We start from the raw sequence: 22,065 nt of genomic DNA, 5'->3' as shown, positions 1-22,065 counted from the left end.
AAGCCATGAAGAGAGGGAAGTATATAAATGATTAAAGAAATTGAAATGCGTAGAAGCATAAGAAAATATATTAGTAAACCAGTAGACGATGAAAAAATAAATGAATTACTTGAAAGTGCAAGGCTTGCTCCATCAGGTAACAATACTCAGCCTTGGCATTACATAGTGGTTAAATCTGAAGAAATGAGACAAAAAATAGTAGAAGCTTCTCATAATCAAAAATGGATGTTTACAGCTCCAGTATTTATTGTATGTGTTGCAGATATACGTTGCAGAATTAAAGAAGGGGATGTGTATTTAGATGATAACAGTCCTCAGGATGAATTAAAAAGAATAATTAGAGATACTTCAATTTCAACAGGGTATATGCTACTGGAAGCTAATAGCTTGGGGCTAGGAGTTTGCTGGGTGGCAGAATTCACACAGGAAGAAATTAGACCAGTATTAAATATACCATCAGACAAATATGTAGTTGGAGTCTTAACTATTGGATATCCAGATGAAACTCCTAAAGCTCGTCCGAGAAAGAAGCTTGAAGATATGGTTCATTACGAAAGTTGGGAGTAATAAAGTAATAACTACATTAACATTTAATATATTGAAATCTAGCTCTAATTAGGAAATTGTTTTTCTAGAGTTTTAAATTTAAATCTATTAAAGAAATATATAATAATTTATAAGCAATAAAAAGTAAATATTCGATTAAAGTATCACACTATTAAAATTTCAGGTTGGTAGTGTGATTATTTTTATATAATGAAATAATTTTAATAAGAAGTAATTTATAGCTAAGTTTTTTATGAAGTTTATTGGCAATGCAAATACAAGTTGCGGGTTTGCAATTATAGGTTGGTGTTATTTTAGTGTAAAACTCATTATAATTTGCACATAATAATAAAGAAAAGAGGTTTGAAGTCATGAGTTTTTCAGATAATTTAAAATTAATTAGGCAAGAAAGAAATATTTCACAAGAGAGGCTAGCAGAAATAGTTGGAGTAAGCCGCCAAGCAGTTTCTAAATGGGAGCAGGGAGTGGCTATCCAGAAATGGATGAAATTGCAGATGCAATTAAATAAAGGCATACCAGTATATGAATTAAAATATGCAGTAAAAGTTAAGAATAAAATGCTGAGAGTAAAAATAGATGAAGATTAATAAAAGGTAGAGGCTGTTCAAATGTAACTTCCTCTATTTGCTGTACATCACTGCTGTATTCTAATATTCTTTACCATAAATATTGTGGAGAATATATATTCTAATCCATATTTATTCTGAAGAATATTAGAATATATATTCTTCAGAATATGCTGGAATAATGCAGGCTTAGGGGATATTGGCTAAAAACTTTGTTTTTTTAACAGATAAGAGCATTAAACATATCCACCATTAATTCGAAGAGTTTGACCTGTTATCCATTGAGCCTTATCACTAACCAAAAATTCAATGGTATTTGCTATATCATCTGGTTCACCAATACGTCCAAAAGAATTCATTTGTCTAATTGCTTCTATCTGTTCATCTGTCTTTCCAACGTTGAAAAGTTCAGTATTTATTGGACCAGGTGCTACAGCATTAATTGTAATTTTTTTAGGACCAAATTCCTTTGCTAATTGGCGTGTGATTTGTTCAACTGCTCCTTTTGTGGCTGCATAAACGCTATAAGTTGGGAACATACTTCCAACCACTGAGGTTGAAAAATTAATGATTCTTCCGTTATTCTCCATATGTTTCATAGCTTGTTGGCATGCAAAATAAGTACCTTTTACATTTATATTAAAAAGCTTATCAAATTCTTCTTCTGTTACATCAGAAAGTAATTTATAAAGTATTACGCCTGCATTATTTACTAATATATCTACCTTTCCAAATTTAGTTATTGTTTCTGAAAATAATTTTTCAACGTCTTTTATATTACTAACATCAGCTTTAATTGCAACAGCTTGCTCACCTGATTTAGTTATTTCTTCTACAACTTCTTCTGCTTTTACTGCATTATTAGAATAATTGACAACTACTTTAGCTCCAAGTGCAGATAATTGTTTAGCTATAGCACTTCCTATTCCTCTAGATGCACCTGTTATTATTGCAACTTTACCTTCTAAGTTTCTCATTGATATAAACCTCCATTAAAATAATTTACTTATAATTAAAGATATATAAGAGTATTTACATTGAGTAAATATTTTTGTCTTGCATATTCTTTATTGATTTGATTATAGGATAATTTAGATATGAATAGGTAGCCTATTTATTCCTAATCATTGCACAATCCTGCAAAAGAAATTATAATTTTTTTATGAGGAGATATTATTATGGGAAAAAGGATTTACAATATAAAAAATTATAAATTATGTAATCAGCAAAGGCGTCTGGCTTCTCTAGTTGAGAAATTTACTTATAGAGATGGATTTCAATCAACGGATATACCATCATTGGATTTAATACGTGCCTCTAATATTTCAGAACCACTGCATTCGATTTACATCCCATCCATATGCGTAATTGTACAAGGTGCGAAAACTGTAATTCTAGGAAAAGAAAGTTATAGATATGATGCAAACTCTTATTTAGTTGCATCTGTTAATTTACCTATTATAGGCAAAATAATTGAAGCTACTCCTGACAATCCATATTTATGTGTCAGACTTAGTTTTAATTCAGATCAAATTCTTGATATCATCAAAGAATCAAAACAAGATTTTGAAGAGAAGCTTGGCTTGGAAAAAGGATTAACTGTAACAAAAGGCAATGCATCACTTCTTGATGCATTGCTAAGACTTGTAAGCCTTTTAGAAACGCCAGAGGAAATTCCAGTTCTTGCTCCTCTATTTATTAGAGAAATACTTTATAGAGTTTTACAAGATAAACATGGATACATATTGAAGCAATTTGCTGTGATAGGCAGCCATGCACGGGCTATCTCAAAAGCTATTAACTTGATTAATAATAATTTTGAGAAACCGCTGCGGATTGATGAATTAGCAAAGGAAATTAATATGAGTTCTTCATCGTTGCATCATTGCTTTAAGAAGGTTACTGCAATGAGTCCGTTACAATATCAAAAGCAGATTAGATTACAAGAAGCAAGGAGACTGCTGCTTTCAGAAGTGTTAGAAGCAGCAGAGGCAAGTTATAAGGTTGGTTATGAAAGCCCATCTCAATTTAGTCGTGAGTATGCGCGAATGTTTGGATTACCACCTATAAGTGATATAAAACGGCTTAAGGACTCTATATATATTAATTTTTGAGAGTGGTACATTAATATATCATTGTAAGAGAAGCGATATAATAAAAAGCTGAAGTCTTATGATATGATGAAACGTATGGAAAATAGAATATAAGATGCAAAATTAAAGAATTGTAATAGAGCTATTCAGCTACACTTTAACGGAGCAACAAAAGAAATTGATGCATATGCTATTCTCAAAAATAATAATAAGCCAGATTAGGGAGATCGAATCAATAGAGCTTAATATAAATGATAACTTAATAATGTATCTAATTAGCGTAGGAGAACCAAGTCCAGATGGAAGAGTTTCTCCTTTTTCTATTGTTTCAAGAAGAATTTAATAAATTTAAAATAATGCAACTAAATGATTAATTACTTTATCTAATAGGATGAAAGAATGATATACGTATATTTAATTCTTGAAAATGAAGGCGGGGGATATATGGAGATTAATAATATTTTAGTTAAGAAAGCTAAAAAGGGAGACGGTGAAGCATACATAAGTCTTATTAAAGAATATGAACAAGTATTATATAAGGTCGCTAGTAGGATATTATATAATGATGAAGATGTTGCTGATGCTTTGCAGGAAACAATAATGACAGGTTATGAAAAAATACATACACTTAGAAACGATAGTAATTTTAATACATGGATATGTAGAATTTTAATAAATAAATGTAACTATATATTGAATAAAAGTAAGAATGAAATAGTGCTTGATGATATATTACCAGTAACACAAAAAGCTAATAATAATGATTTCCTAAAAATTGAATTAGAAGAGGCTCTTAATAGCCTGAATAAAGATTATAAATTAGCCATGATTTTATATTATATTGTGGGCTTGAGTACAAGAGAAATAAGTGAAATGATAAGAGAGTCAGAAGGAACAATTAAATCTAGACTTTCTAGGGCAAAAACAATATTAAGGGAAAATTATTTTAAGAATGAGGGGGTTGTTGAGTATGGAAGATAATTTTGAAAAGCAATTAGTTAATGTTTTAAATAGGGAAAAAGAAATGCCTAGTTTAGTTAGAAGTTCTTTAGATAGTACTTATGATAGAATAAGAGCCATGCCTAAGAAGAAAAGTAAATCGGTTTTGAAAATAGCGGCAGTAGTTTGTTGTATTGTTATATCAGGTGCTTTGTTTTCTAATCAATCTGTAAGGGCAGGTATAAAGACATTTTTTGATTTTAACGATAAAGGTATTGAAAAAGCAGTAGATAAAGGGTTTATTAATGAAAACGGCAATTCTGCTTATGATAATGGTATAACGGTCACATTAGATAGTTATTTTGCAGATTCTAATAAAATAGGTTTTTCTATTAAGTTAAAATTTGAAGATTCAAAAATGTTAAATGGAGTAGATAAGGTTTCATTGGATTATAGAATTAAAAATGGCGATGGAGAGTATGTTGTAGAATTTATTCCTGACACTAAACAGTTAAAAGGAAAAAATCAATATATTTCTTCAGCAATTGAGAAAAACTCAGAATTTGATTTGAAAAATAGTGAAGTACAGTACGATGGAATTAATGAATCTAATTATGGATATATACCAAATATAGAAAATGCAGTAATAGAAGTAGAAACTGTTAAGTTTTTTAAAGATAATAAAATGTTAAAAGGTATTGATGGAAAATGGAATTTAGAACTTAATGAAGGAAAAACAATTTCAGTTAATTCAGTTGAGTATAAAGCAAAAAATAATTCATCTAATATAGAAATATTATCAGCTAAGTCAAGTCCAACATCGTTTAATATAACTTTTGGAGTGGATGGAAAATATGAAGATGAAAATACATTTGGGGAAGAAAACATGAAGCTAATAGATGAAAGCGGAAAAGAGTATAAATTTAATGGTTATAGCATGGATTTAAGAGGTAATAAGACAATAATATCTACAAACTTTTCTTTAAGTTCCTATGATAATGTTGGTAAGTTAAAATTAATCATATCATCAATAGGAGAGGTAGAGCTTGAAAAATAACTAAAGAGATGACAACTAATTAAGGATTTTTTGATATTCTTCAAAATTATATATAGAATATACAAAGTAATAAATATAATATTAGAATCTAAGAGTTGTCGCTTTCCACTGATGCAGTGAATCAATCATATCGCAAATAAATGATGATAAGTAAGTTTAAGGAAAAATAACTGTTTTTTATTAAAAATGGTAGCTATCCAAATTGCAAATGGGGGCTACTATTTTTTTGAGCTTAAAATCTGGATAATATATTGTCTTATTATGATAGAATTAAAGGTATAATATTAGCATTTTTATAGCTTGGATAGAAATAATATAAATTTTTAAATAGGGCTCGGAGTTATAAGGAATGTATGCAATTTGCGTAGAGATATATTGGTAGTTATCATTTAATAGATTTATTTTTATTATGAAAGTACTTATATATAAGGCACAAAAAAATAAAAAATTTTATTCATTGATAGAATTAGGATTACCCTATCCGTAATAGTAAGTGTAAGGCATTGTCAGAAAGGGGGATTTTGCTATGGATAAAGAAATCTATTCATTAATAAAAAAAAGAAGTGAAAAAGGCATGGAGTTACTTATTAATGAATATGCACCATTAATAAAAGCTATAGTAAAGAAACATTTATACAATTTTCCACAGTATCATGAGGAATGCATTAATGATGTATATCTTAAAATATGGAATAATATCACAAGCTTTGATAAAGAAAAGAATATTTTAAAAAATTGGATAGCCGCAATAGCAAAGTACAGAGCTATAGATTATAAGAGAAAATATTTAAAAACTCTTGAGCATATGGATATATCTGAACTAGATATAGAAAGTGACTTCACAATAGAAAAAGAGGCTTTAAAGAACGAATTAGAATATGAAACAGAGGAAATCTTAAAATACCTTAGTTTATTTGATAAGCAGCTTTTTATTAAGCTTTTTGTGAAAGAAGAATCTATAAAGGATGTTAGTGAAGAGTTTAATATTAAACCCTCTGTGTTATATAACAGAATTTCTAGAGGAAAGAGTAAGCTTAGAAGTATATTTTCTAAACCATAAGGAGGGATAAGCCATGAAAGATGAATATAGTTTATTAAATAATGTAGAAATAGATTTTTCACAGTATGTAATAGAAGAGGTTAATGAATTAGAAAAGAAGAAAATGATGAAAAAATTTATAAAATCTAAAAATAAAAAGGTGATTTGGAATAAAAAGAAGGCTTTAGCAGCTATAACAGCCTTGCTTTTGATTGTAAATTTAGGCGTTCATGGTGATAAAGTTTTAGCAGCAGTAGCAAACTTTAGATATAGTATTAATACATGGTTAGGTATTAATACTACTGGAGAAAAGTATTCAACTGAAATAGGGAAAACTTTGGAGGGGAAAGATATTAAGCTTATTTTAAATGAGTTTTTTACTGATAATTCAAGAATCATTATTAATTTTAATATTAATGAGAAAAAAGACGATCTTGTTGATAATAAAGACAAGTTAGTACCTGATATCTATATCAACGGCAAAAAGATTGAGAGAAGTTCGAATTATGTTGGATATAGTATTGCAGGATATAAGGATTTTGCTGGATACGATAAGGTAGAAAATAATGAACTTGAGAAAGAAAATAATGTAATTCTTGAGGTAGAAATGAAGGAATTGCCATTAAGTGATAAGGAGGATGTAAAGTTAGTATTTTCTTCTTTGGCTGAAGAATATGGTGTTAGTTCTTCGGATTTTACCTATACCTTTGTTTATGATGCCACTAGTTATAAGAACGATACTAAAGCTGTTAAGGTAGGTAAAAATATTACAATTGGTGATAATGAGCTTTCAGTAGACAGCGTTACTATTACACCGGACAGAGTGCTTATTTCTGGTACTTCAAAAGGTTTTAGTGCATGGGAAAATAATAAAGATGCAAATTACTATTATGATATTGTTGATGCAAATGGTGATTCAGTGCCTTTAAAAGAAGAAATAGGAAAAGGTGCATATTTTTATACATATCATGGAAATGAGTTGCCAGTAAAGGATGCCAATGTAAATACAATAAAGATTATTCCGTATACTTTTAACAAAATAAATACAAATACCACATCTGTTTCAGAAGATGGTAGAACAAAATATATAATTGAAGATAAGATTGTTACAGTTGATTTAAAATAAAGTATAAATAAGAAAGGTAATTAAAATATAATTCTAAATAGGATGTCTGAAAAGCAGATATCCTATTTGTATAGAAGCGTTAATTGCTGCTACTGATACGATGAATTATATAATAAATATGACTTACAGCTTTGGGCATTTATATATTGTCTAAGGCTATTTTTATAAGTGATTGCAATGTGTCATGAACAATGTCATGTTTACAAAATATGTTATAATTTAAAGAAGTGAGAGATGTTTTTAATATAAAATAAATATGAAAATAATGATTGGTGAAGCTTATATTTTCTATTTATTGTTGTTATTGAAAATCAGCATTTCAGTAATATTTCTTTATAATGAAAGTAAACTTTTATCAAAACGAAATTTTAGTTTATGTAAAAAGTATTTGGGAGAGGGCCTTAAAGTGATAATTAAAAAATCTTTGATAAATAAAAGCATTGAATACATTTTGCAGCATATAGATGAGGAGATTTCTATTGAAGATGTTGCCAATTACTGTAATTTTTCAAAATATCATTTTAGTAGAATGTTTAAAGCAGAAACGGGAATAAGTTTATATTCCTTTATTAAATGTGTAAAAATGGATCAAAGTGCAGTAAGTCTTAAGGTTGAAAAAGATAAAACTATTACTGATATTGGAATTAATTATGGATACAGTTCTTCCAATTATAGTTCAGCCTTTAGTAAGCAATATAGTATTTGTCCAGTAGAATTTAGAAAATCTATGAATTCAGCAGGCGTTATTAATCCATTTTGTCCTAGTGAATATAATTCCTTTAAATCTTTTGAGCATTATGATGGGAACATTATTATAGAAAATTTGAATGATTTTAAAGTGATTTATGAAAGATATATTGGAGATTATAGTGAGATAGGTGTTAATTGGTATAGTTTTATGGAACGGTATAAAGATTATATTAAAACAGATACGCTTTTGATGGAAAAATCTTATAATGATCCATCTATTACTCAGTTAGACAAATGTATATATGATCTATGTATCACTGTCGATGAATATGTACAGTCAGAAAATCTTACAACAATAAAAGGTGGTAAATTTGCAGTTTATAGATTTAGTGGATATATATATGATATTTTTATAACATTCCTGGGAATCTTTAATGTTTGGCTTCCACGTAGTGGGTATAGAAGAGACGAAAGATATGCATTAGGGATTTACCATAGTATTGATAGAAAAAATAGTCATGTTAATATGGACTTATGTGTTGCTATTAAATAGAGCAAGAATTCAGAAGTAAAAAAATAAGGTTTCCTTTATTATAAAAATAGTGATAAGAAATATTCAAAAAATAATAATAAAATTTTAGAATTGTTATTTTCTTTTATGTGATTAAAGTTATTGCTAGATAAAGTCAAGAAAAGGGGAATTTTATGTTTGATATAAGGAAAATCCAAGAGGATGTTATTTATGAAGCTGTGAAGGGGCAAAGCAATGAGGATATTGCAAGAGAAGTTGTATATGGAAAAGAGGGAAGTGGTAAATTAGAAAGCAACGCCATATGGGTGAATTCTACAATGAAGAGATTGGAAAGCAAATTTGATAAGGCGACTATTAAGAAGATCAGAATGAAGTGCCAGTGTGGATATGGAATGGATAAGAAGTTAGAACTTGTGAAAGAGCTAATGGAACTATCATCAAGTTTAGAAGAATTCGGAAATTTACAGAAAGCAAAAGATATAGGGCTATTTTATGAGAATGGAGAACTTTATTTACAGTTTAATTTTTGTCCATGCCCAATGCTTGCGGATGTAGATAGGTTAGAGTCTGATACATGGTGCCAATGTACTACTGGGTATAGTAAAGTATTATTCGAAGAAGCCTTTAAGTGTGAAGTTGATGTTGAGCTACTGAAAAGTATAAAAATGGGTAATGAAAGATGCCTCATGAAGATAATTCCAAAGGGGGTTATATGGCAATAGAGAAGAAATATCATATTAATAATGATTATTTAACTATGTTATAATTACCACATGAAGGTAACACTAAACAAAATACACAGAATGCTAGTGGAGGAAAAAGTAATGAATGCAAGTGAAATAAATATTTTAACGGAAAGATTAGAATTAAGGTGTATTACGCCTTTAGACGCTGAATCAATTTTTGAATATCGTTCAAGTGAAGAAGTAGGTAAATTTCAAACTTGGAGGCCTAAGTTGCTTAAAGAAGTAGAGGAATTTATTTCTGAAAAAGTATCAAGAATTCCCAATATACCAGATACATGGTACCAGCTTGGAATTATAATTAAAGAAAATAATGAGTTTATAGGAGATGTTGGTATTCACTTTTGTGATGAAGATAATTTGCAAGTTGAAATTGGATATACATTATCTGAAAAATATCAAGGAAAAGGGTATGCTACTGAAGCAGTAACAGGCGTGATAGATTACTTGTTTAATGTTTTAAATAAACATAGAATAACGGCATCGGTTGATCCTCAAAATAAAAAGTCTATTACTTTGCTTGAGAGAATTGGAATGAGAAAAGAGGCACATTTTAAAAAAAGTTTTTGGTTTAACAATGAGTGGGTTGATGATGTAATATATGCGATTTTAAAAGAAGAATGGAATATTCAGTGACATGGAATTTGGCGCAAATAAATGATAAAAAAATATATGACAGAACTCTTGGAAGAGAGCTTTTAACTATTTAAAGTCCTTACTAAGTAGTCTATTTAATTTAGCACAAAAGCCAGTTTCCCATATAAAAATTATATTTAATGCATAATATGTTTAAATATATATACCGCAAAAATAATTCTTCATCATAACTCTAAAAATATTGTGAGAATTTTAGCTGTAATTGTGAATTGTGGATTTCAACATATATATAAATGGATAGATATTTTACGATCTATCCATTTTTTATATTTTGGTATCATACCTCTAAATAGATACTAATCTAGTTGATTTAGATACTTACGAAAGAGTTTTTCATTTTTCTGTAAAATACCAAAAAAATTATCATCTATTTTTTCAACAACAGGAAGAGCGAGTTTTACCATTTCTTGCCCCTTTGGCAGTAGTATAATTGCATTTGCTCTACTATCTTTCGGATTTACAGTTTTTTGTATAAAATCCTTCTTTTCTAATCCCTTAACGATTTGGGATACTGACATGACATCCATATCTGCCATCTTAGAGATACTTACTTGAGTCACATTATCGTCAGATTGACTAAGAAAGTTTAAGGTGGTAAGCACTACAAATTGAGGATGAGTAATCCCTAATTTACGTAACTCTTGATTTATAATGGAATGCCATTTATTATATACGCGAATAAAAAGAAGTCCGGTTGACGATTCTGCATCATCTTTAAAGCGATTTGATGGAAATTCCAATTTATTTTTCAACCTCCTTTTTGATTAGCATAGTAGATTTTGGGACATCAGAAAATACGTTGCAAAGAAAATTAAGATCATCTTCTGATGGTTTTTCTTTATCTAATCTCACAGTATGTTGAATAAAAGTTTTACCATCTTTTTGCAATATGTCATGTCCAAAATATATGCCTCCAACCCCAGGGACATCAGTTCTATCCCAATAAGAACAATTAGGAACGATATTAGTAAGAGTAAAAGACATCTCTGGCATTCCCTCTAGTTTCATTGTTCCAGTAGTTCCTGTTTTTAATTCTCCATTAAATTTAATATCTTCTAAATCCTCTTCCCAAATATGCCTTTTTTCAAGGTCAGCATAATAAGACCAAATAGCTTCCTTAGGTGCATTTACTTCTAATTTGAATGTTAACTCCATTTTAACCTCTCCTTTAATATACATATATTTATTATAAGTACATTTATTATATATATATTTATAATATTAATTCCTTATTTTGTCAAGTTAAATAAATGAATTAATTTATGTGAGGATTATTTTAGGAGGATTTCTAAAAATAATTATGTAGTATAATTATTTATTATAAAGCTACATTAAGGTACAACTAAAAAATACTAGACTAGTATGCTTGCATATTTCCCATCATGCTGAGACATTAAATTATTCTTGTAAATCGGATATAAGCAGAATTTATATATCTGTCTGGCACGAAATATGAAGGACATATTTAATCTATTATTTTATTTCATATGCTAAAATATAATAAGAAATATTACTAAGGGAGTTGATGTATTAATTATGGAAAAATTATATTCTTTAATAAATGAAAAAGTGAAAGAAAATTCAAAGGCGTTAATTGGTATTAGTGGCATAAGTTTAAGTGGAAAAACTACTTTAGCTAATAAATTAAAAGAAAGATACCAAGGCCAATATAAGGTTTATACAATTTCTTTAGAGGAGAATCAAGATGTATTAAAAGAATCTCTTAGTAATATTAATCCATCTAAGTATTACTATGAAAATGCTTATGATTTTTCTTCAATAAAAAATGAAATTGAAAATGCATGCAAAAGTAATGATATAGTTATAGTTGAGGGCGCATTAATATTTAAGAATACTGTAGATATTAATTTTGATATAAAAGTATGGTTAGATTGTACTTTTACATCATCCATAGAAAGAAGCGACGAAGATAAAAAAGATCTTTATGGAGATTATTTCATGTGGCTTCAAAGACAGCATTTTTCAATAGATAACCCTAAGGCAAAGGCAGATATAATAATAAAAAATGATAAAATATTAGAGAAAGAGTCAGAGGTTTTTATTGATTTAGTAAATGATCCTTCGACAGTAGATAAAATGAAGTGGCTATATGAACCTAAAGTGTGGAAAGTGGAAGAAAAGGGAATTTACGTGGAACCTGATAAGGTAACTGATTTTTGGCAAAGGACTCATTATGGTTTTAGAAATGATAATGCTCATATGTTTTATATAGAAATCGAAAAGGACTTTACTATGACAACGAAGGTTAAGTTTAATCCAATCAATCAATTTGACCAGTGTGGATTAGCAGTAAGAGTGGACGAGGATAATTGGCTGAAGACTTCCATAGAATATGAGCTAGATAATCCTCCAAAACTTGGTGCTGTCGTAACTAATTTGGGATATTCAGATTGGTCTACACAAGAGTTAGATAAACAAGTTAATGAAGCTGAATTTAGAATTAGCAGACAAGGAAACGACTATAAAATAGAGGTTAATGTTCTAAATAAAGGTTGGAGGCAACTTAGAATTTGTCATCTACACAGTCCAAAGAGAAATGTTAAGTGTGGGATATATTGCTGTAGCCCTATTGATAGTGGTTATAATGTTTTATTTACAGAATTGAAGATAAAAGAGGATTTTTTTTGATATATTTCAAGAATAATTCTTTATCATAATTCTAAAAATATTTCAAAGATTTAGCAGTGATTGTGAAATGTGCATTGTGAATTGCAAAAATAGCAAATTTATAATGGACACGAATATGAAGATAAAAGAGCCTGCTATAAATATTAAATATGATAGTGATGAAACAGCCTAAAGCATAATACAACGTGTTTTAGGCTGTTTTTTTATTGTAATTTAATTTCAGTTGCTCATTTATTTTAGTTCATTAGGGTTTACTAACATGCTGCGTTAAATTAATGAGTATCTTTAGAAGGAATAAATCCATTTTGAATTTTAGATGTTAGTACTGAAGTTATTTCAGGATTTATTTCATCAAATTCTATTTGTTCAAGAATACCAAAAAGTCCACATACAATAAAAGAGATGGTACTCTTATTTACAAGTCTTGATTTCTCATCATTTTGAGTTTTTTCTAACAGCTTTTTAATAATAAGTTGTTTTGTCTTATACATAGAAAAAGAGTGCCTTGGTGAATTGAAAAATGGAACATAAAGATCCCTATTTTCCCTAAATATATCCAATGTTTTTTCAATTATTTCTGGCATGTGATTTATTAACTCGGTAAAATCATAAGGTTCTATAACTTTAATGGTTTTATCGACGGCATAATTCATAAAACTATCTGCACAGTCATAAATATCTCTGTAATGTAAATAAAATGTACTCTTATTAATGTCTGCTTCTTCACATAATTCTTTTATAGTAATATCTTTTATATCTTTAGTTGATAATAATTTAGCAAAAGCAGTTTGAACAGCTTGTTGTGTTTTTCTTTTACGCCTATCTGTCATTTGTAATCCCCCATTTAATAGACAAATTTACCATTTTAGTTTATTAACAGACTTATCCATTAATATTGATTATTGAATAAGAATCCACATATTTCTATAATAGACCTGTGTCTATATAAAGGATAATTCATAAAAAATATAATGTCAATATATGTATTAATCCTAATTAAGTCAACAATAAATATACAACTTATGAGATTTAAATTTTAGAAAATAAAGTTTTCTAGATTATATTTTAGGAGGAATTTTATGAAAGTAAAAAATGCAGCATTAGTAGTATTTTCAATGGTTGTAGCTAATATATTTACAGGATGCACGCCAGTATCTACATTAACTGGGGACAAGCTAGTAAAGCAGACTCAAAGTAATTTAATAGTGCAGTCAAATGTTGACATGACAGATGTTAATGTAAATACATTAATTCCCGGAAAGGTTAAAGAAATAAAAGTTAAGGAAGGTGATAATGTAAAAAAAGGAGATGTTTTACTTATAGTTGATAGTGATACATTGGCAGCTCAACAAGCTCAAGTACAAGCTCAAATTGAAACAGCAAAGTCTCAGTTAAATGCTGCTCAGGCAGCTAGGGATGCTGCAAGTGCAAAGCTTGAGTTAGCTCAAAATGGTGCAAGACCAGAAGAAATTGACCAAGCTAAGTCTGCTTATGATCTTGCAAAGGTAACTGTAGATAGATTAAAAGTTTTGTATGATCAAGGTTCAATTCCTAAATCAGATTTTGATAATGCTGAAACTCAAATGCAGGTAGCAAAAGATAAGTATGATATAGCACAAAGTGGTGCAAGACCAGAAGATATAAAGGCTGCCCAGGCACAAGTGGAGCAGGCAAATGCATCAGTTGAAGCAGTTGAAGGGCAAATAAAACAGGCTGAAGCAGCACTTCAAGGAGTTAATGTAAACCTTAATTATGCTACAGTTACTGCACCAGAAGATGGGACAATAACACAAGTGAATGTTGAAGCAGGAGAAGTTATATCAACAGGGATGCAACTTATTGTAGTTACTAAGACCGATGAACCATCAATATTATGTAATGTTAGGGAAACAGATTTGTCTAAAGTAGACTTAGAACAAGAAGTTTCTGTAAAGATTCCAGCATATAAAGACGAGGAATTTAAGGGGAAAGTAGTTAGAATTAATAAAGACGCTGATTTTGCAGTTAAAAGAGCAACAAATGATAATGGTGAATTTGATGTACTATCTTATGGTGTTAAAGTTGAATTAACTGATAACGATAAGCCACTCCGTTCTGGAATGACTGCTTTTGTTGATTTTGGAAAGTGATGTGAGAATAGGTATGAAGGAAATAGTATCGAAGATTAAAGAAAGATTTATAAAGTCTAAAGAAATTATAGTTTCTGTTATGTTACTTTTGATAATACCAGCTATTTCTAGTTATGCTTTAGGTTATACATATAGTGAACATGTAGTAAAAAATGTTCCTACAATGATAGTTGATCATGATGATTCTACTTTAAGTAAAAATTTTATTACTCAAATAAATACAAACGAAGTATTTAATGTAGTTAATTATAGTGAGAATGATAATGATATTAAAAATTTAATGGATGAAGGGAAAGTCGTGGTTGGCATTATCATTCCTGCAAATTTTGCTAAAGACTTAAACGATGGGAAAGCACCTAAAATCATGATTTGCTATGATGGCTCGCAGATGTCAGCAGTAAGTGCAGGTAAGACTAGAATAGCTGAAATCTTAGGGACTATTAAAGTTAGTTATTTAATGAAGCTTGGAGAAGGTAAACTTGGGATAATGCCTCAGGAAATTAAAAATAATATTATTCCAATACAAACTGATTCTATATTTTTAGGAAATTCAGCAAGAAGCACAGCCAATTTTTTGCTTCAAGGAATGTTAATTGGAATTGCCCAAATAGGAATTATTTCACTTGGTGTATTAGTAGTAAAGGAAAAGGAGAATTATTTTTTCTTACTAATTAAAAGTATCATTTTTGGATTAATAGGTTCAATATCAATTTTTCTATTGATGTTTATACAATATAAATATTTTCAAATGCCGTATAGAGGATCAGTTAAAGCTGCAATTGCATTAACTATAACTTTTAGTATTACTATGATAAATTTAGGGATTTTATTTAGATTAATTATAAAAAATAAGCTGGAAGCAGTGAGTAGCTCTAGCCTTATGGCTTCTTCTTTTGTTTTACTTTCAGGGTATACATTTCCACTAATGGCTGCACCTGAGATGTTTAAAAAATTATCTAAAATTATTCCATTTCTATATTATGGAATTCCAATGAGAGACTTATCTCTTTTAGGATTAAATTTTAATGATGTAGTGCCTAATCTATATTATTTGATAAAATATATGATTTTTACATGGATTATTATGTTAGTTATACTGCTAATTAAAAGTATTTCAAAGAAAAGAACTAATATTAAAGAGAAAATTTTAAATAAAGTTATTAGAAGGAGGAAAAAAGATGAGGTTTCTGAAGTTTCTAGCTAGAGATAAAAAAAGTATTATTTCACTTAGTTTACTTCACATTAGTATAGTAATTTTTGTGGCTTGTATTTTCAGTAAAGTCTATATTGAAAATATTCCTTTTGGGATAGTAGATATGGATAACTCATCTTTATCCAGAACTATAATAGCAGAACTTAAAAAGAGTCCGGGTGTTAATATTAATTATTATGCAGATTCACAAGAGGAATTACAACAGGCAATTAAGGAAAAAAAGGTTAGTGGGGGAATGGTGATTCCTAAAGATTTTAATAAAGATGTTGTCAAAAAGAAATCTCCTAGTGTTGCATTATTAATAGATGAAACAAATGTTGTTGTTGGAAGTAATTTATATGCATATTGTAATGGAGTTACAGGAACTATAAATGCTGGAATTCAACTTAAAGTATTTGAAGGCAAAAATATGATGCCATATAATGCAAAGAAAGCCATTACGACTTTTTCATATAGTGAGCGTGTTCTTTATGAACCACAGCTTAGCTATATACGGTATTTGATGTACTCTCTTGTGCCATATTTACTGCAAGGGACTTTTCTTATGACATTTTTAGTACCTGCTTTAATAAAAAGTAGAGAAAAGTTAACTTTAATCAATTTTAAATCAAAAGATACTGTGAAAAACATACTTATTCTTTTAGCAAGAGTTTTAATGATTATTTTCATATCAGTAATTTCGAGCTTAATTGCCTTATGCATTTTAGGAAAATACTTTGATTTGCCTCTTCGTGGAAATATCTTAGAATACTTGACGTTGACTTCAATATTTCTTATTGATCTTACAGCTATTGGAGTTTTATTTGCAGCGTTATTTAATAATTTAATATATTTCACTCAATTTTTTACCATGATAAATATAGTAACCTTTTTAGCTAGTGGAATTCCATTTCCAGAGTATGCAATGCCTAGCGGACTTCCTAGAATAATTAAAAATATTTGGCCATTTATGAATGTAGCACTTCCATTAAAATTCATAAACTTAAAAGCGGTTGGATGGGATGTTATATTACCATATATAAAAAGTGGAATGGCCTATGCGTTAGAATGGTTTTTAATAGGGATTGTATTATATTCTGCTAGAATTGCACTAAGTAAATATAAAAATAGGAAAATATCAAAGGAAGAAGACGAAAAAATATCGATAGAAACCTATGATAGACCTGAACTTATGCAGTAGCACGCCGAAATAAGGATTATGCTGTTGTTCCAGTTTCTAATAAGTGAAAATATTTAATACAAGGGGGAAGAATAAATGAAGAAGAATATAAAAAAGATAGTTGCTATTGGAATTGGATTAAGTATAGTAAGCGGAAGTATAAATCCAGTCTTAGCAATAGAGAATCAAAAAAATAATGAAGTAGTAAGTGCTCAAATAATAAATGATGAAAGTAATTCAATAATAAATGGACAATCATCTAACGGTAAACCAATTCTTACTTTAGATCAGGTTATAAATGCAGCTATAACTAATAGTGAAGATTTAAATTTGAAGTCTCAGCAAATATCCATGTACAGAAAGAAAGAAGATATTCAGGATAAAACTAATGACTTTTATGAGAGCCTTGGTGAAAAAATATATGATTTTCCATATGATAAACTTGAGCTTCTAGAAAAACAAACAAATCAGTCGAAAGATTTTTTACAAGATCAAATATCGAGTGACATCACTAATAAGTATAATGCAATTATTATAAAGCAAATAGATATAAGTCAAGCTAAAACAAATTTAGATATAAAAAATAAAGACTTAGAAACTATTAAAACAAAAGTGCAAATAGGCATGGCAACCTCAAATCAATTAACGGATAAGCAGATTGAAATTAATTCCTTAAAAAATGATATAACAGCAAAAGAAAATTCATTAAAGGACAGCATGGATTATTTAGGAGTCTTAACTAATTTGAATTTATCAAATTACACCTTAGATCCCAATATAGAATATAATTTATTTAAAATTGATGGTTCAAGTGATGAATACATAAATGATAAAATTGAAACTTATTTAAAATATAATCAGAAATTAATTAATCTTACAAAGGATTATTTAGATGACTTAAAGGATGATGGCGTAAAGGATATTATGAACAAAGATATTCCAAGCATGCCATCTGGTGGAATTCCATCTCCAGCTTCATATATGAAAAAGGATGATGCTACAGGAGCAGTTGAATTAGACGAGGGTGCTTATTCTATTGGACTTACTTCTTATGCTCTTCAACTTATAAATTATGAAAAAAATGCATTGAAGTATTATCTGGATCTTACTAAGTATGGAGCATATGTAGATGGTAAGTATGGAGTTGAGGAAGCACAAGTTAAGCTTGATGATTCAAAAAAGAGTCTGAAAAATGGATTAAAGCAAGCTTATTCAACGTTACTTGACTTGGAAAATAAAATAAATGACTTAAATGATACAATAAAGTCAACTAACACAAAACTTAAATATGCAAAGACACAAGTGGATGTAGGGTTGATGACAGAAAATAATTATAATGCTTTAGTTCTAAAAAGCGAGCAGTTAGATTCATCACTAAGAACACTCATTAATGCTTACAATAATTTAAAGACCACTATTCAGGAGCCTTGGGTGCTAGGGGCTAATTAATTATTGAAATATTACTTTTAATAATTATTCAAAGAGAATACTAAATTGAAATACTATGTATTTTATCACACATACAAGGTACCCTATAAAGATAGACTTTTATTAAATTGTTTATCTTTATAGGGTATTTTTAATTGATCAATAGTTAATTGTATTCAGTAAGTTCCCAGTAGATTCCCTAAACTTAGGTGAAGTACGAACATGGATTGTTCTAAATGGAATAGATGGATTGTCTATTCTTGAAAGTAACAAATCTGCGGCAATATCTCCCATCTCATAACTTGGAATACTAACGGTAGTGAGGTGAGGTTCAATTATTTTTGATTCCATTGAATCATCAAATCCACATATTAAAATATCATCAGGTACAGAAATACTTTTATGTTTTAGAGCTCTTATGACATTAATTGCAATAAAATCGTTTGCGCATACAAGAACTTGAGGAAGAACTGAAAGGTCCATTATCTTGTTCCCAAGCATTCAGGATCAGCATAAGGCTCTTTGTCGTTTTCGATAATAGAATTATTAATATCAAATGAGAGTTTTGAATCTAATATAGCAGAGCAATAACCCTTCCAACGTTCGTAAAAACTCTCACAATGATATATATCTCCTACAAACCCTATATTTGTCTTCTTATTATTAATTAGGGTTTTAATAATATTATAAGTACTATGGAAATTTTCCATTAAAAGAATATCAGCATTTACAGGCTTACTGTCGTGAGTGCTGGGTGAATCGATAAATAGTGTAGGAATGTCTAATCGACATATAAGCTCACTATAATTTTTATCAAACATTTCTATGCATATTATGCCATCAACCAACTCAGGTTTAAAGTTCGATGGTAAGCTTGAGGAATTTAATTCATTATCACGAACAACATACATAGACAATCTATAGCCAAGAGTGCTCATCTTTTCTTCAAAACCTGATAAAAGATGAGATCCAAAATGGGAACTGTTTGGCATACTGCTTGTTAATAGTGCAATTTCTTTATTTAAAGATGAATTGGGAGAAATGGATGATACATTGTTTACATATGCAAATTGTTTGTAACCCATTTCAATTGCCTTTTGAATAATTTTAGATTTTGTAGCTTCTGCTAATGTTCCAGTATTATTTAAAGCTTTAGAAACTGTATTCCTTGAAATCCCCAATTCATCGGCTATATCTTGAACCGTTATTTTCTTATTTAGCATTATTAAAGGCTCCTTTCTTTGTCATATAAAATTTATATCAATATTTTAAGTATTGTTATTGACATTAGTATAACAAATGAAGTGACAAATGTAAAATAAAATAATTATATATACATAAATGCTAGCAAATAAAAAGAGCTATAATATATTTTGTGTGCAAATGTAAAAATATAACGATGATAAAATGTAATATTTATATTGACAAATGTAATGAGAATCTGGTAATATCTATTTATAAATTGAAGATAAGGTTTACAAAAAAGATTTAACAAGCAGAGTGGATTTGTAAAGGTAAATTGAGTTTTTGTTACAAATGTAAAAAAATAAATAATAAAATGAAAGGGGAAATAAGTTTGAATGGGGTAAAAAGTACAAGATTTAATTTTAACAGATTAGATGGTGGAGATCCTATTATTAATAAAAAGAACTCTAAAATATATAGTAAGTTAAAGTATATCAAAAAGAATTATCAATTATATCTGTTCTTCACACTACCACCACTAATACTGTTAATTATTTTTAAGTATATTCCTATGGGAGGAGTACTAATTGCATTTGAAGATTATAGTGCTATTTCGGGAGTTTTCCATAGTCAGTGGGTAGGATTAAAACATTTTGAAAGATTTTTATCTTCCCCAGATTTTATGACTTTGTTAATGAATACTTTAAAGGTAAGTTTATATGGAATATTGTGGGGATTCCCGTTACCGATTATACTTGCTTTACTTTTAGCAAGAATAAAGAGTGAGGGAATTAAGAAAAAGATTCAATTAATTTTGTATGCTCCTAATTTTATTTCTGTAATAGTAATTTCAGGTATGATTATCGTTTTCTTATCACCGATTGGGCCAGTTAATCAATTTTTTGGAACTGCTACAAACTTTATGGCAATGCCTAGTGCATTTCGGACTATATATGTAGCTAGTTCAGTTTGGCAGGCAACTGGTTGGGCATCAATTATTTATACAGCAGCTCTTTCAAATGCAAGTCAAGAATTAACAGAAGCAGCTGTTATAGATGGAGCGAATATTTTTCAACAAATTTTGAATGTTGATTTACCAGCAATTAAGCCAATTATGGTTATTCAATTTATTTTATCGGCAGGAAATATTATGAGCGTAGGTTTTGAAAAAGCATTAGCTTTGCAAACAGATTTGAATTTACCAACTTCAGAAATTTTACCAACTTATGTTTATAAAATGGGTCTTCTAAATGGAGATTATAGTTTTTCAACAGCCGTAGGTTTGTTTAATTCAGTTATTAATATAGTTTTATTAATAGTTGTGAATTCAATTGTTAAAAAATTAAACGAGGGAGAAGGAATATAAGATGAATATGAAAATGAAAATAAAAAAATTCAAAAAATTATCATTTTCTGATAAATCTATTACAATAAGTGGTTATGTAGGCGTAATACTTTTTGTATTAGCTATTATTATACCACTTATATATATAGTTGTTGCTTCTTTTATGGATCCCAATACATTAAACAATCAAGGAATAACATTTGATTTTAGTAAATGGTCAATAGAAGGATATACAAGAGTATTTAAAGACGATATGCTTTTAAGAGGATTTTTGAATTCCGTATTCTATTCTACTGCTTATGCGGTAATTTCAGTTGGAGCCACACTTTTAGCTGCATACCCATTATCTAGACCAGATTTTGTGGGGAAAAAAATTATTACTACTTTATATATTATTACTATGTTTTTTGGCGGAGGGTTGATGCCAACATATCTTTTGGTTGACAATCTAAAGCTTCTTAACACAGTGTGGGCGATTTTACTTCCAGGTGCAATTAATGTATGGAATATTATACTGGCAAGAACTTATTTTCAAAGCTTACCAAAAGAGTTAAGAGAAGCATCTGCTATAGATGGTGCAAGTGATATTACACATTTCTTTAAAATAATGATTCCAGTATGTAAACCAATTATTGCAGTATTACTTTTATATCAATTTGTAGCTCAATGGAATAGTTACTTTGATGCTATGATTTATTTAGATGATACTAAATTGCAACCTCTGCAATTAGTAATTAGATCAATCTTAATTCAAAATACACCAAGACCTGGTATGATTGCAGATGTTCAAAGTGCAGCAGCAATGGCTAAAATGGCACAATTGCTAAAATACTCCACTATTGTTGTTTCAAGTTTACCTTTACTAGTTATGTATCCATTTTTCCAAAAGTATTTTGATAAGGGAATAATGGCAGGATCAGTGAAGGGATAAAAAAATATATATAGAAA

Annotated in this window: 24 protein-coding genes; 18 read left to right on the top strand and 6 right to left on the bottom strand. The window is 29.0% G+C overall.

Annotated features, from left to right (window positions below; all coding sequences use genetic code 11):
- The first annotated feature begins 27 nt into the window (after window positions 1-27).
- Both AXY43_RS07840 and AXY43_RS07835 read left to right on the top strand, forming a co-directional pair.
- The gene (locus tag AXY43_RS07840; RefSeq protein ID WP_105411366.1) at window positions 28-567 is read left to right on the top strand and encodes a nitroreductase family protein; all 540 of its coding nucleotides are present in this window, start codon (window positions 28-30) and stop codon (window positions 565-567) included.
- A 350-nt stretch (window positions 568-917) separates the two neighbouring features.
- Complete coding sequence (locus AXY43_RS07835) at window positions 918-1,154, top strand: helix-turn-helix transcriptional regulator (protein WP_105411365.1); 237 nt, start codon at window positions 918-920, stop codon at window positions 1,152-1,154.
- A 215-nt stretch (window positions 1,155-1,369) separates the two neighbouring features.
- On the opposite strand, the gene AXY43_RS07830 is transcribed toward AXY43_RS07835, so the two are convergent.
- On the bottom strand, window positions 1,370-2,110 hold the full coding sequence (locus tag AXY43_RS07830) for an SDR family oxidoreductase (RefSeq protein WP_105411364.1): 741 nt from the start codon (window positions 2,108-2,110) through the stop codon (window positions 1,370-1,372).
- Window positions 2,111-2,311: 201 nt separating this feature from the next.
- On the opposite strand from AXY43_RS07830, the gene AXY43_RS07825 reads away from it, so the two are divergent.
- The 9 genes from AXY43_RS07825 (at window position 2,312) to AXY43_RS07790 (ending at window position 9,988) form a co-directional block, all read left to right on the top strand.
- The gene (locus AXY43_RS07825) at window positions 2,312-3,247 is read left to right on the top strand and encodes an AraC family transcriptional regulator (protein ID WP_105411363.1); all 936 of its coding nucleotides are present in this window, start codon (window positions 2,312-2,314) and stop codon (window positions 3,245-3,247) included.
- Between the two features lie 166 nt (window positions 3,248-3,413).
- Window positions 3,414-3,569: a hypothetical protein gene (locus AXY43_RS27765; RefSeq protein WP_192898360.1), complete on the top strand. Its 156-nt coding sequence runs from the start codon at window positions 3,414-3,416 to the stop codon at window positions 3,567-3,569.
- 56 nt (window positions 3,570-3,625) lie between these two features.
- Complete coding sequence (locus tag AXY43_RS07820; RefSeq protein WP_023977058.1) at window positions 3,626-4,207, top strand: RNA polymerase sigma factor; 582 nt, start codon at window positions 3,626-3,628, stop codon at window positions 4,205-4,207.
- Window positions 4,197-5,222, top strand: coding sequence for a DUF4179 domain-containing protein (locus AXY43_RS07815; protein ID WP_105411362.1), 1,026 nt, complete (start codon window positions 4,197-4,199; stop codon window positions 5,220-5,222). Before AXY43_RS07820 ends, AXY43_RS07815 begins: the two co-directional genes overlap by 11 nt.
- Window positions 5,223-5,748: 526 nt before the next feature.
- Window positions 5,749-6,282: a sigma-70 family RNA polymerase sigma factor gene (locus AXY43_RS07810; protein ID WP_012060062.1), complete on the top strand. Its 534-nt coding sequence runs from the start codon at window positions 5,749-5,751 to the stop codon at window positions 6,280-6,282.
- Window positions 6,283-6,295: 13 nt separating this feature from the next.
- The gene (locus tag AXY43_RS07805; RefSeq protein ID WP_105411361.1) at window positions 6,296-7,387 is read left to right on the top strand and encodes a DUF4179 domain-containing protein; all 1,092 of its coding nucleotides are present in this window, start codon (window positions 6,296-6,298) and stop codon (window positions 7,385-7,387) included.
- A 406-nt stretch (window positions 7,388-7,793) separates the two neighbouring features.
- Entirely contained in the window at window positions 7,794-8,630 is an 837-nt protein-coding gene (locus AXY43_RS07800; RefSeq protein ID WP_105411360.1) for an AraC family transcriptional regulator, read from the top strand.
- A 152-nt stretch (window positions 8,631-8,782) separates the two neighbouring features.
- Window positions 8,783-9,331, top strand: a complete 549-nt coding sequence (locus AXY43_RS07795; protein WP_087702481.1) for a DUF6144 family protein — start codon at window positions 8,783-8,785, stop codon at window positions 9,329-9,331.
- 102 nt (window positions 9,332-9,433) lie between these two features.
- On the top strand, window positions 9,434-9,988 hold the full coding sequence (locus AXY43_RS07790; RefSeq protein WP_023976768.1) for a GNAT family N-acetyltransferase: 555 nt from the start codon (window positions 9,434-9,436) through the stop codon (window positions 9,986-9,988).
- Between the two features lie 317 nt (window positions 9,989-10,305).
- Here AXY43_RS07790 and AXY43_RS07785 read toward each other — a convergent pair whose 3' ends face one another.
- Together AXY43_RS07785 and AXY43_RS07780 are read right to left on the bottom strand one after the other, a co-directional pair.
- Window positions 10,306-10,749, bottom strand: a complete 444-nt coding sequence (locus tag AXY43_RS07785) for a MarR family winged helix-turn-helix transcriptional regulator (RefSeq protein ID WP_105412500.1) — start codon at window positions 10,747-10,749, stop codon at window positions 10,306-10,308.
- Window position 10,750: 1 nt separating this feature from the next.
- Window positions 10,751-11,164 carry a polyketide cyclase gene (locus AXY43_RS07780; protein WP_105411359.1) on the bottom strand — a complete coding sequence of 138 codons (414 nt, stop codon included), beginning with the start codon at window positions 11,162-11,164 and terminating at the stop codon, window positions 10,751-10,753.
- Between the two features lie 381 nt (window positions 11,165-11,545).
- On the opposite strand from AXY43_RS07780, the gene AXY43_RS07775 reads away from it, so the two are divergent.
- A complete protein-coding gene (locus AXY43_RS07775; protein ID WP_077829543.1) occupies window positions 11,546-12,658 on the top strand; it encodes a DUF1349 domain-containing protein in 1,113 nt (370 codons plus the stop codon).
- A 272-nt stretch (window positions 12,659-12,930) separates the two neighbouring features.
- Here AXY43_RS07775 and AXY43_RS07770 read toward each other — a convergent pair whose 3' ends face one another.
- The gene (locus tag AXY43_RS07770) at window positions 12,931-13,488 is read right to left on the bottom strand and encodes a TetR/AcrR family transcriptional regulator (RefSeq protein ID WP_077829542.1); all 558 of its coding nucleotides are present in this window, start codon (window positions 13,486-13,488) and stop codon (window positions 12,931-12,933) included.
- Window positions 13,489-13,737: 249 nt separating this feature from the next.
- On the opposite strand from AXY43_RS07770, the gene AXY43_RS07765 reads away from it, so the two are divergent.
- The 4 genes from AXY43_RS07765 (at window position 13,738) to AXY43_RS07750 (ending at window position 18,608) form a co-directional block, all read left to right on the top strand.
- Window positions 13,738-14,787: an HlyD family secretion protein gene (locus tag AXY43_RS07765; protein ID WP_105411358.1), complete on the top strand. Its 1,050-nt coding sequence runs from the start codon at window positions 13,738-13,740 to the stop codon at window positions 14,785-14,787.
- Entirely contained in the window at window positions 14,777-15,991 is a 1,215-nt protein-coding gene (locus AXY43_RS07760; RefSeq protein ID WP_242986214.1) for an ABC transporter permease, read from the top strand. Before AXY43_RS07765 ends, AXY43_RS07760 begins: the two co-directional genes overlap by 11 nt.
- On the top strand, window positions 15,966-17,180 hold the full coding sequence (locus AXY43_RS07755; protein WP_105411356.1) for an ABC transporter permease: 1,215 nt from the start codon (window positions 15,966-15,968) through the stop codon (window positions 17,178-17,180). The genes AXY43_RS07760 and AXY43_RS07755 overlap by 26 nt, the downstream gene beginning before the upstream one ends.
- 75 nt (window positions 17,181-17,255) lie before the next feature.
- Window positions 17,256-18,608 carry a TolC family protein gene (locus AXY43_RS07750; protein ID WP_105411355.1) on the top strand — a complete coding sequence of 451 codons (1,353 nt, stop codon included), beginning with the start codon at window positions 17,256-17,258 and terminating at the stop codon, window positions 18,606-18,608.
- Between the two features lie 138 nt (window positions 18,609-18,746).
- Here the strand turns inward: AXY43_RS07750 and AXY43_RS27760 are convergent, their stop codons facing one another.
- Together AXY43_RS27760 and AXY43_RS07745 are read right to left on the bottom strand one after the other, a co-directional pair.
- Window positions 18,747-19,070: a substrate-binding domain-containing protein gene (locus AXY43_RS27760; RefSeq protein WP_243099187.1), complete on the bottom strand. Its 324-nt coding sequence runs from the start codon at window positions 19,068-19,070 to the stop codon at window positions 18,747-18,749.
- Window positions 19,070-19,810, bottom strand: a complete 741-nt coding sequence (locus tag AXY43_RS07745; protein WP_243099186.1) for a LacI family DNA-binding transcriptional regulator — start codon at window positions 19,808-19,810, stop codon at window positions 19,070-19,072. The genes AXY43_RS27760 and AXY43_RS07745 overlap by 1 nt, the downstream gene beginning before the upstream one ends.
- Window positions 19,811-20,163: 353 nt before the next feature.
- On the opposite strand from AXY43_RS07745, the gene AXY43_RS07740 reads away from it, so the two are divergent.
- Window positions 20,164-21,138: an ABC transporter permease gene (locus AXY43_RS07740; protein ID WP_207715458.1), complete on the top strand. Its 975-nt coding sequence runs from the start codon at window positions 20,164-20,166 to the stop codon at window positions 21,136-21,138.
- Between the two features lie 7 nt (window positions 21,139-21,145).
- Window positions 21,146-22,048 (top strand): carbohydrate ABC transporter permease, encoded by a 903-nt coding sequence (locus AXY43_RS07735; protein WP_181246092.1) that lies wholly within the window; start codon window positions 21,146-21,148, stop codon window positions 22,046-22,048.
- The last annotated feature ends 17 nt before the right edge of the window (window positions 22,049-22,065 follow it).

Source organism: Clostridium sp. MF28 (genome assembly GCF_002969175.1).
Taxonomy (GTDB): domain Bacteria; phylum Bacillota; class Clostridia; order Clostridiales; family Clostridiaceae; genus Clostridium; species Clostridium beijerinckii.
The sequence above is the reverse complement of the archived record's forward strand: the minus strand, read 5'-3'. Positions and strand labels throughout refer to the sequence as shown.

What these genes read in the sequence shown, in the direction of transcription:
- AXY43_RS07840 (WP_105411366.1), top strand. Translation starts at nt 28, where the DNA reads ATGATTAAAGAAATTGAAATGCGTAGAAGCATAAGAAAATATATTAGT.
- AXY43_RS07835 (WP_105411365.1), top strand. Translation starts at nt 918, where the DNA reads ATGAGTTTTTCAGATAATTTAAAATTAATTAGGCAAGAAAGAAATATT.
- AXY43_RS07830 (WP_105411364.1), bottom strand. Translation starts at nt 2,110, where the DNA reads ATGAGAAACTTAGAAGGTAAAGTTGCAATAATAACAGGTGCATCTAGA.
- AXY43_RS07825 (WP_105411363.1), top strand. Translation starts at nt 2,312, where the DNA reads ATGGGAAAAAGGATTTACAATATAAAAAATTATAAATTATGTAATCAG.
- AXY43_RS27765 (WP_192898360.1), top strand. Translation starts at nt 3,414, where the DNA reads ATGCTATTCTCAAAAATAATAATAAGCCAGATTAGGGAGATCGAATCA.
- AXY43_RS07820 (WP_023977058.1), top strand. Translation starts at nt 3,626, where the DNA reads ATGATATACGTATATTTAATTCTTGAAAATGAAGGCGGGGGATATATG.
- AXY43_RS07815 (WP_105411362.1), top strand. Translation starts at nt 4,197, where the DNA reads ATGGAAGATAATTTTGAAAAGCAATTAGTTAATGTTTTAAATAGGGAA.
- AXY43_RS07810 (WP_012060062.1), top strand. Translation starts at nt 5,749, where the DNA reads ATGGATAAAGAAATCTATTCATTAATAAAAAAAAGAAGTGAAAAAGGC.
- AXY43_RS07805 (WP_105411361.1), top strand. Translation starts at nt 6,296, where the DNA reads ATGAAAGATGAATATAGTTTATTAAATAATGTAGAAATAGATTTTTCA.
- AXY43_RS07795 (WP_087702481.1), top strand. Translation starts at nt 8,783, where the DNA reads ATGTTTGATATAAGGAAAATCCAAGAGGATGTTATTTATGAAGCTGTG.
- AXY43_RS07790 (WP_023976768.1), top strand. Translation starts at nt 9,434, where the DNA reads ATGAATGCAAGTGAAATAAATATTTTAACGGAAAGATTAGAATTAAGG.
- AXY43_RS07780 (WP_105411359.1), bottom strand. Translation starts at nt 11,164, where the DNA reads ATGGAGTTAACATTCAAATTAGAAGTAAATGCACCTAAGGAAGCTATT.
- AXY43_RS07775 (WP_077829543.1), top strand. Translation starts at nt 11,546, where the DNA reads ATGGAAAAATTATATTCTTTAATAAATGAAAAAGTGAAAGAAAATTCA.
- AXY43_RS07770 (WP_077829542.1), bottom strand. Translation starts at nt 13,488, where the DNA reads ATGACAGATAGGCGTAAAAGAAAAACACAACAAGCTGTTCAAACTGCT.
- AXY43_RS07765 (WP_105411358.1), top strand. Translation starts at nt 13,738, where the DNA reads ATGAAAGTAAAAAATGCAGCATTAGTAGTATTTTCAATGGTTGTAGCT.
- AXY43_RS07755 (WP_105411356.1), top strand. Translation starts at nt 15,966, where the DNA reads ATGAGGTTTCTGAAGTTTCTAGCTAGAGATAAAAAAAGTATTATTTCA.
- AXY43_RS07750 (WP_105411355.1), top strand. Translation starts at nt 17,256, where the DNA reads ATGAAGAAGAATATAAAAAAGATAGTTGCTATTGGAATTGGATTAAGT.
- AXY43_RS27760 (WP_243099187.1), bottom strand. Translation starts at nt 19,070, where the DNA reads ATGGACCTTTCAGTTCTTCCTCAAGTTCTTGTATGCGCAAACGATTTT.
- AXY43_RS07745 (WP_243099186.1), bottom strand. Translation starts at nt 19,810, where the DNA reads ATGCTAAATAAGAAAATAACGGTTCAAGATATAGCCGATGAATTGGGG.
- AXY43_RS07735 (WP_181246092.1), top strand. Translation starts at nt 21,146, where the DNA reads ATGAAAATGAAAATAAAAAAATTCAAAAAATTATCATTTTCTGATAAA.